Raw genomic sequence first — 8,787 nt, forward strand, 5'->3', positions numbered from 1 at the left:
GTAGCCTAGCGGTCGCCGTCGGGGGCGTCGTCCGGCCCGGAGCCGGCCTCGGAGTCGGCCGCGGACCCGGCCTCGGCAGCGGCGACGCGTCGCGCCTGCGCCGCGGCCTGGCGGGCGACCTTGCGGAGCTTCTTGTCGCTCGCCGACCGCTCGCCCACGGCGCCGGGCGTCCACGCCTCGACGTCCTCGTCGGAGAACTCCGCCTTGCCTGCGCGACGCTTCAGGTTCGGCAGGACGACACCGTCCGCCAGTCGACGTGCGGTGACCAGGAAACCGGTGTGCCCGACCATGCGGTGGTCCGGACGGACCGCGAGCCCCTCGACGTGCCAGGTCCGCACGAGCGTCTCGCTCGACTGCGGGTCGGTGAAGCGGCCGGTGTCGCGGAGCGCCTCGGCCGTGCGGGAGAGCTGCGTCACGGTGGCGACGTAGCAGACGATCAGGCCGCCGGGCACGAGGGCGTCGGCAGCGGCGTCGACGCACTCCCACGGGGCGAGCATGTCGAGGACCACGCGGTCGACGCTCTGCGGCTCGGTCGCGCCGGGGAGCTCCTCGACGAGGTCGCCGACGGTCACCGACCAGTTGTCCGGCACGGCGCCGAGGAAGGTGCCGACGTTGCCGCGGGCGATGGCGGCGAACTCCTCGCGGCGCTCGAAGGACTGCAGCCGGCCGGTGGGGCCGATGGCGCGAAGCAGGAAGAGCGAGAGCGCGCCCGACCCGACGCCGGCCTCGACGACGCGGGCGCCGGGGAAGACGTCGGCGAACGCGACGATCTGGGCGGCGTCCTTCGGGTAGACGATCGCCGCACCGCGGGGCATCGACATGACGTAGTCGTTGAGGAGCGGCCGGAGCGCGAGGTACTCGTCGCCCGTGCTCGCGCGGATCACCGAACCGTCGGGCTGCCCGATGACGTCGTCGTGCCGGAGCACGCCGCGGTGCGTGTGGTACTCCCCCGCGGTCTCCAGGGACAGCGTCGTGAGCTTGCCCTTCGGACCGGTGAGCTGCACGCGGTCGCCGGCCCGGAACGGCCCGCGGGGTGGGGTGTGCGGGGCACCGCCAGCGGTGTGCGGCAGCGCGGCGGTGCCGTCCGTGCCGTCGGTGCCGGTCGGGGACTGTGCGTCGGTCATCGGTTCGCCGTCTCGGTGCGGGCCGCGAGGGCCGGGGTGGTCAGCTCGACCAGGCGGTCGACGTCGACGTCGGCCAGGGTCGTCAGGTGGACGTCGCCGCCCGCGATCTCGGACAGCGGCACGATGTGCTCGACCGCGACGGTCACCGCGCCGGACGCGACGGCCGAGGCGACGCCGGTCGCGGAGTCCTCGATGGCGACGCAGGCGGTGGGGTCGACGCCGAGCTGCGCCGCGGCGGACAGGTAGGCGTCCGGGTGCGGCTTCGGGCGGTCGACGTCGTCACCGGCGACGACCACGCGGAAGCCGCTGGCGCCGAGCGCGTCGGCGGCGACGAGGGCCATCTTCCGACGCGACATCGTGACGAGGGCCGTCGGGATGCCGCGGTCGTGCAGCTCCTCGAGCAGTTCGCGGGCACCGGGCCGCCACGGCAGCTCGGCCGCCTGCAGGCGCTCCATCACGTAGTCGGTCATCCACTGGACGATCTCCTCGACCTCCATGTCGACACCGCGGTCGCGCAGGATCTCGCCCGAGCGCTCGAGGCCGCTGCCCACCAGCGACAGGCCGTCCTCGTGGGTCCAGACGGCGCCGTGGCGAGCGGTCAGCTCGACCTGGGACTGCTGCCAGATCGGCTCGGTGTCGATGATCGTGCCGTCCATGTCCCACAGCACGGCTGCGGGGAGGACGCGTTCGGGGTGCTGGGCGGTCACGGGCGACGAGTCTACCGGGGCGCGCGTTCCGCTCCGGGCGGACGGGGCGGTGCCGACGCCGACCCGAGGCCTATCCTGGGTGATCGACCCTGTCCGGCCGCGCGCGGCGTCGCGTGCGCCCCGCTCCACCACCAGGAGGCCCCTCCGTGCCACAGCACTCCCCCTTCAGCGACGGCCGCCTGCTCGTCGTCGCGTTCGAGGGCTGGAACGACGCCGGCGACGCGGCCAGCGGCCTCGCGCGCCGCATCGTCGACGCGCTGGAGCTCGACGAGCTGCGCGAGATCGACGGCGAGCGGTACGTCGACTACCAGTTCAACCGGCCGAACGTCGGGACGGCCGAGGACGGCTCCCGCGGCATCCAGTGGCCCCGCATCGTGCTCTACGGCCCCGGCGCCGAGGGCCGTCCCGTGATCGGCGCCACCGGCTCGGAGTCCGAGCGCGACGTGTTCGTGCTCGTCGGCCCGGAGCCGTCGCGCACCTGGCGCGGCTTCTGCGCCGAGGTGGTCGACCTCGCCGACGTCCACTCGATCGACGCGGTCGTGTTCGTTGGCGCGATGCTCGCCGACGTGCCGCACACCCGGCCCATCTCGGTCTTCGTGTCCAGCGAGAACGCCGGGGTCCGCTCGGCGTTCGACGTCGACCGGTCGACGTACGAGGGACCGACCGGCATCCTCGGCGTGCTGTCCGACGCGATGGACACCGCCGGGCTGACCACGCTGTCGCTCTGGGCCTCGGTGCCGCACTACGTGCACAACTCGCCGTCGCCGAAGGCCACCCTGTCGCTGCTCGACAAGCTCGAGGAACTCGCCGACGTCACGGTGCCGCGCGGCACCCTGCTCGACGAGGCGACCGAGTGGGAGGAGGGCATCGACGCCCTCGCCGCCGACGACGAGGACATGGCGAGCTACATCGGGCAGCTCGAGCAGGCGCGCGACACGGTCGACTCCCCCGAGGCCTCCGGCGACGCGATCGCCCAGGAGTTCGAGCAGTACCTCCGCCGTCGTGAGCGCAAGGACGGCAAGGACGGCGGCACCGCCGGTGGCGAGGGCCCGTGGCGGCCCCCGCAGCCGCCGCAGCAGTAGTCCCGAGCGCGGAGACGGGAGGCGCGGTGCCAGCTGGCACCGCGCCTCCCGTCCGTCACGGCTCGGCTTCAGCCCAGGCGGATGCCGAGCACGGCGTCGACGAGGTCGACGAGCTCCGGTGTCGCGCGCGTCCCCGCCGCGATGGCCGTGTCGACGGCCGCGACCGCTCCCGGCGTGTCCAGGTCGTCGGCGACCCGGGCACGGATCCGGGCGATGGCCTCGTCCGCGTCGTCGACGTGCCCCTCGCGCGCACCGGTCGCCCACTCGTCCCACGACGCCAGGCGGGTCGACGCGCTCGACAGCTCGCCGTCGAACCACTCCCAGTCGTCCGAGTACTTGTGCGACAGCAGCGCGAGCCGGATCGCCCGCGGGTCCGCACCGTCGTCCAGCAGTCCGCGCACGGTGACGAGGTTCCCGAGCGACTTCGAGATCTTCGACCCCTGGTACGCGATCATCCCGGTGTGCACGAAGGCGTTGGCGAGCGGCTGGTGCGCCAGCGCGGCGGCGTGCCCGGCGCTCATCTCGTGGTGCGGGAAGACGAGGTCGCTGCCGCCGCCCTGCGCGCTGATCGGCAGGCCGAGCTTGTCGCCCGCGATCACGCTGCACTCGATGTGCCAGCCGGGTCGGCCGGGGCCCAGTTCGGTGTCCCAGCTCGGCTCCCCGGCGCGCTCGGCACGCCAGAGCAGCGGGTCGAGCGGGTCGCGCTTGCCGGCGCGGTCCGGGTCCCCGCCGCGCTCGGCCGACAGCGCGAGCATGGTCTCGCGGTCCAGGCGGCTCTCGTCGCCGAGCGTCCACGCCTCGGTGGGGCGGTTCACGTCGAAGTAGACGTCGTCGCCCTCGGAGTCCTCGGTCGGCACGTCGTAGGCGTAGCCCGTCTCCTGCAGGTACGCGACCGCCTCGGCGATCCGCTCGACCTCGTCCGTCACGGCCACGAAGTCGTCCGGCGGCAGGACGCGGAGCGCCTCCATGTCGCGGCGGAACAGGTCGATCTGCGAGGCCGCGAGCTCGCGCCAGTCGACGCCGTCGCGCGTCGCCCGCTCGAGCAGCGGGTCGTCGACGTCCGTCGTGTTCTGCGCGTACGCGACCTCGAGCCCGGCGTCGCGCCAGGCCCGGCCGAGCGTGTCGAACGCCAGGTAGGTCGCCGCGTGCCCGAGGTGGGTGGCGTCGTAGGGCGTGATCCCGCAGACGTAGAGCGCCGCACGCTCCTCGCCCCGGGTCGGGTCGACGGGGTGCCCGGCCGCCGTGTCGTGCACGACGGGACGCGGGGCGTCCCCCGGGACATCGGGGACGGACGGGGCCTGCCAGGCCCTCACGGCTGGATCACTCCGAGCGACAACAACACGATGAGCACGATACCGAGTGCGATCCGGTAGACCACGAAGGGGAGGAAGCTGCGCTTGGCGATGTAGTTCATGAAGGCGGCGATCACGACGAACCCGACGACGAACGCGACGACCGTCGCGATGAGCGTGTCGACGAGGCCGAAGGGTGCGCCGGTGTCGCCGAGGCTGGTCGCGGCCTCGTAGAAGCCGGACAGGAACACCGCGGGGACGGCGAGCAGGAAGGCGAACCGTGCGGCCGCCGGACGGGTGTACCCGAGTGCGAGCCCCATCGACACCGTCGCGCCGGAGCGCGAGACGCCCGGCACGAGGGCGAGCATCTGCGCCACACCGATGAGCAGCCCGCTCCGGAACGTCATCTGCTCGATCGGACGGACCTTGCGGCCGACGACGTCGAGCACGCCGAGCACCACACCGAAGACGATGAGCACGATCGCGACGATCCAGAGCGACCGGAACGTCGTCTCGATCGAGTCCTTGAGCACCAGGCCGGCGATGCCGATCGGGATCGTGCCGAGGATGACCAGCCAGCCGAGGCGGACGTCCGGGTCGCCCTTCGGCACGTCGCGCCGGAACACCGACCGGAACCACCGCCCGACGATGCGGGTGATGTCCTTCCAGAAGTAGATGAGCACGGCGGTCTCGGTGCCGAGCTGCGTCACCGCGGTGAACGCCGCACCCGGGTCCTCGGCATCGGGCAGGAACAGCCCGACGATGCGCAGGTGGGCGCTGGAGGACACGGGCAGGAACTCGGTGAGTCCCTGCACGAAGCCGAGGAAGATCGCCTCGAGGATGTGCATCGTGCGGGCCTTTCAGGGGTCAGCAGGCAGGACGGTGCCGCGCAGGCGACCCGGCAATGTATCAGTACGTCGCGAGCAGGTCCCCGAGGACGCGCCGCCCGAAGGCCAGCGAGTCCAGCGGCACCCGCTCGTCGACACCGTGGAACATCGCGGGGAAGTCGATGCCTGCGGGCAGCTGCAGCGGGACGAACCCGTACCCGGCGATGCCGAGCGTCGACAGGGCCTTGTTGTCGGTGCCGCCGGAAAGCAGGTACGGCAACACCGGCGCGCCCGGGTCGTGCCGACCGAGGACGTCGCGCACGGCGTCGACGAGCGGGCCGCCGAAGTCCTGCTCGAGGCCGACGTCGCGGAAGGACGTGACGACCTCGACCTCGTCGCCCGCCAGTTCGCGGACACGCGCGAGCACGGCGTCCTCGTCGCCCGGGAGGCACCGGATGTCGACGAGCGCCTCGGCCGTGTCCGGGATGACGTTGTGCTTGTACCCGGCGGTGAGCACCGTCGGGTTCGACGTCGTGTGCAGGGCGGCGTGGATGAACCGCGACGCCGAACCCGTGGCCAGGGCGACCTCGTCCGGGCCGGTCGTCTGCGGGTCGACCCCGAGGAACCGGGCGACCTCGGCGACCATCGCCTCGGTCGTGGCCGACAGCCGGACCGGCCACTCCTCGCTGCCGATGCGCGCGACGGCGGCCGCGACCTTCGTGACGGCGTTGTCCCGGATGACGTGCGAGCCGTGCGCGGCCGTGCCCCGGGCGACGAGCTTCACCCACATCAGTGCCTTCTCGCCGGTCTGCAGCAGGTACGCGCGCCGGTCCCCGAGCGTGATCGAGTAGCCGCCCACCTCGCTGATGGCGGCCGTGGCGCCCGCGAAGACCTCCGGGTGCCGGTCGACGACGTGGTGCGAACCGAGCACGCCGCCCGCCTCCTCGTCGGCGAAGTAGGCGATGACGAGGTCCCGCTCGGGCGCACCCTGGCGCTCGATGACGTCCGACAGCGACGTCAGCATCATCGCGTCCATGTTCTTCATGTCGACGGCACCGCGGCCCCACAGCATGCCGTCGCGGACGACCCCGCCGAAGGGGTCGACCGACCAGTTCGTCGGGTCCGCCGGGACGACGTCGAGGTGTCCGTGCACGACGAGCGCCGGCTTGTCGCGGTCGCGACCCGGCACGCGGGCGACGACGCTCACGCGGTCCGGCTCCGACTCGAACAGCTGCGGCTCGAGGCCGAGGTCGCGCAGCGCCGCCTCGACGTAGTGCGCCGCCTCCGTCTCGCCGCGGGACTTCCCCTCGCCCCAGTTCGTCGTGTCGATGCGGATGAGGTCCCGCGCGATGGCTGCGGTGGCCTCGAGGTCCGGCTGGGCGTCGCTCATGCCCCGAGGCTACCGGGCACCCCGCGCCGGACCGCCCCGATCCGCGGCGACGTGCGGGACTCGCCCGGGATGCACGGCCGTGTGCAGCGGGCCTCCGGACCCGTGCTAGTGTCTTCTCTCGGCAGGAACGCCGGGGAAACAGCCCGGAACGACGGCCGAACAAGTGAAGAACACCTGTCCGGGTGGCGGAAATGGTAGACGCGCTAGCTTGAGGTGCTAGTGCCCGTATTAGGGCGTGGGGGTTCAAGTCCCCCCTCGGACACAAGAAGATGCGGTGCCCCCTGGCCTTTCGGCCCGGGGGCACTTCTCGTTGGTGCTTCCCCGGCGAGCATCGCCATCGCTTCGCTCAGGGCGACGAAGGCGGACGGGAGGCGCGGGGCGGGCTCGTACCGCGCCTCCCGACCAGCTGATGGGTCACCGGAGCTCCGTCAGCGACGCCGCAGGCGACGCACCAGCAGGACGACACCGCCGAGCGCCGCGAGCCAACCCCAGTTGGCGACCACCGGGTCGAGCAGCTGGTGCCGCCGGTCGCGGCGCGACGAGCCGGACCGCGAGGCCACCGGCCGGTTGCCGATCTCCGCCCGTACGCCGGTCTCGTGCACGACGCGGTCCGGACGGCCGCGCAGCGCGTCCGTCACCCGGTGCGTGGCGACGTCGATCCGGTCGCCGAGGACGAGGAGCATCCAGTGCGCCAGTCGTCCCTCGCTGAACCGGCGGTAGGCGTACCGCTTCACGACGCCGGCGAGCCCGGACAGCGGCTGCGCCGTCCCGAACACCGGCGTGACGTGGGCGTGCTCGATCGACCGTTCGCGGCCCTCGGCGCCGGGCTGCTGCTCCGGCACGTCCCAGTGCGCACCGGACGCGAAGCCGACCTCGCGGGACAGCTTGGGGACCGACGGGCGGTCGGCGGGGTCGAGGTCGCTCCCCCACCCGGGGATGCGCGCGCGGAGCTCCGCCGCCGTCGGGACGCGGCGGGGCGGATCGGCGATGTACGGGGTGTGGTCGGACACGGGTGCCTCCTTCACGGCACGATCACGGTCTTGATGCAGTCGTCGAGCTTCGACGAGAACAGGTGGTAGGCCTCGTCGATGTGTTCGAGGGGGATCCGGTGGGTGACGATGTCGCTCGGGCGGAAGTGGCCCGCCTGGATGTGCTCGAGCAGCCGTGGCCACTGGCGCTTCACCGGTGCCTGGTTCGTGTTGATGGTCAGGCCCTTGTTCATCGCGTCGCCGAACTTGACCGCGCTCGGGATCGGGCCGTACGCACCGACGGCGGACACCGTCCCGCCCTTGCGCACACCGTCGATCGCCCAGTTGAGCGCCGTCGGTGACCCGCCCTGCAGCTTGAGCTTCGACGCCGTGACCTGCTGGGTGAAGTTCCCGTCCGCCTCGGCACCGACCGCGTCGATCACGCTGTCCGCCCCGAGGAAGTCGGTCTGCTGCTTCATCTCGAGCACCACGTCGTCGACCTCGGCGAAGTTGATCGTCTCGGCGTGCGCGAAGGTCCGCGCCTTCTCGAGCCGGTACTCCAGCTGGTCGACCACGATCACGCGGCCCGCTCCCATGAACCACGCGGAGCGGGCAGCGAAGAGCCCCACGGGTCCGGCGCCGAGCACGACCACCGTGTCGCCCTCGTGGATCGAGGCGAGCTGCGCCCCGAAGTACCCGGTGCTCAGGGCGTCGGTCATGAGGAGCGCGTCCTCGGCGTCCAGCCACTCGGGGACGACCGACGGACCGACGTCCGCGAAGGGGACACGAACCCGCTCTGCCTGTCCGCCGTCGTAGCCGCCGGTGGTGTGGGAGTAGCCGTAGATGCCGCCGACCGCGGTGGCGTTCGGGTTCACGTTGTGGCAGTTCGAGAACAGCCCCCGCGCACAGAACCAGCACGATCCGCAGTACACGTTGAAGGGGACCATCACGCGGTCCCCCACCGTCAGGCTGCTCACCGACGAGCCGACCTCCTCGACCACACCGATGAACTCGTGCCCGAAGGTGTGTCCGACGCGGGTGTCCGGCATCATGCCGTGGTACAGGTGCAGGTCGGACCCGCAGATCGCGGCCCGCTCCACCCGGACGACGGCGTCGTTCGGGTGCTCGATCCGGGGGTCCGGCTTCTCCTCGACGCGGACCCGGTAGGGCCCGCGGTAGGTCATGGCGCGCATGGGCGCTCCTCTCGCTCGTGCTGCCCACGCTGACCGCGGGGACGTGCAAGGAGGCCCAGGACCGCGTGATCTGTGCAGTCACACCACACGACGGACGGGAGGCGCGGTGCCTTCTCGAACCAGGAGTGCTCGGTCTCGCCCGCGGGGACGGGGAACTTTGGCATGTAGTTGGCGGCGGTGTCGAACTCGACGTCGCACCGCTCC

At 72.3% G+C, this 8,787-nt stretch carries 8 protein-coding genes and 1 tRNA gene; 2 read left to right on the top strand and 7 right to left on the bottom strand.

Annotated elements, in window-relative coordinates; translation table 11 throughout:
* Positions 1–5: 5 nt before the first annotated feature.
* The gene (locus tag AB0N84_RS10050; RefSeq protein ID WP_363545749.1) at positions 6–1,124 is read right to left on the bottom strand and encodes a tRNA (adenine-N1)-methyltransferase; all 1,119 of its coding nucleotides are present in this window, start codon (positions 1,122–1,124) and stop codon (positions 6–8) included.
* Positions 1,121–1,831, bottom strand: coding sequence for an HAD family phosphatase (locus AB0N84_RS10055; RefSeq protein WP_223246483.1), 711 nt, complete (start codon positions 1,829–1,831; stop codon positions 1,121–1,123). The genes AB0N84_RS10050 and AB0N84_RS10055 overlap by 4 nt, the downstream gene beginning before the upstream one ends.
* Before the next feature lie 146 nt (positions 1,832–1,977).
* On the opposite strand from AB0N84_RS10055, the gene AB0N84_RS10060 reads away from it, so the two are divergent.
* Entirely contained in the window at positions 1,978–2,913 is a 936-nt protein-coding gene (locus tag AB0N84_RS10060) for a PAC2 family protein (RefSeq protein WP_069710871.1), read from the top strand.
* A gap of 68 nt (positions 2,914–2,981) precedes the next feature.
* Here AB0N84_RS10060 and mshC read toward each other — a convergent pair whose 3' ends face one another.
* The 3 genes from mshC to AB0N84_RS10075 all read right to left on the bottom strand — a co-directional run bounded on the left by mshC (position 2,982) and on the right by AB0N84_RS10075 (position 6,422).
* Entirely contained in the window at positions 2,982–4,226 is a 1,245-nt protein-coding gene (mshC, locus tag AB0N84_RS10065) for a cysteine--1-D-myo-inosityl 2-amino-2-deoxy-alpha-D-glucopyranoside ligase (RefSeq protein ID WP_363545754.1), read from the bottom strand.
* Positions 4,223–5,053, bottom strand: a complete 831-nt coding sequence (locus tag AB0N84_RS10070) for an undecaprenyl-diphosphate phosphatase (protein WP_289458783.1) — start codon at positions 5,051–5,053, stop codon at positions 4,223–4,225. The genes mshC and AB0N84_RS10070 overlap by 4 nt, the downstream gene beginning before the upstream one ends.
* 61 nt (positions 5,054–5,114) lie before the next feature.
* Positions 5,115–6,422, bottom strand: a complete 1,308-nt coding sequence (locus AB0N84_RS10075) for a M20/M25/M40 family metallo-hydrolase (protein WP_289458784.1) — start codon at positions 6,420–6,422, stop codon at positions 5,115–5,117.
* A 176-nt stretch (positions 6,423–6,598) separates the two neighbouring features.
* Between AB0N84_RS10075 and AB0N84_RS10080 the strand changes: the two genes are divergently transcribed.
* Positions 6,599–6,684: transfer RNA gene (locus AB0N84_RS10080), tRNA-Leu, on the top strand.
* Positions 6,685–6,850: 166 nt separating this feature from the next.
* On the opposite strand, the gene AB0N84_RS10085 is transcribed toward AB0N84_RS10080, so the two are convergent.
* A complete protein-coding gene (locus AB0N84_RS10085; RefSeq protein WP_259346268.1) occupies positions 6,851–7,432 on the bottom strand; it encodes a hypothetical protein in 582 nt (193 codons plus the stop codon).
* Positions 7,433–7,443: 11 nt separating this feature from the next.
* On the bottom strand, positions 7,444–8,583 hold the full coding sequence (locus AB0N84_RS10090) for a zinc-dependent alcohol dehydrogenase (RefSeq protein WP_182047944.1): 1,140 nt from the start codon (positions 8,581–8,583) through the stop codon (positions 7,444–7,446).
* Positions 8,584–8,787 lie beyond the last annotated feature (204 nt).

The organism is Curtobacterium sp. NPDC089185 (genome assembly GCF_040685235.1).
GTDB lineage: Bacteria > Actinomycetota > Actinomycetes > Actinomycetales > Microbacteriaceae > Curtobacterium > Curtobacterium citri.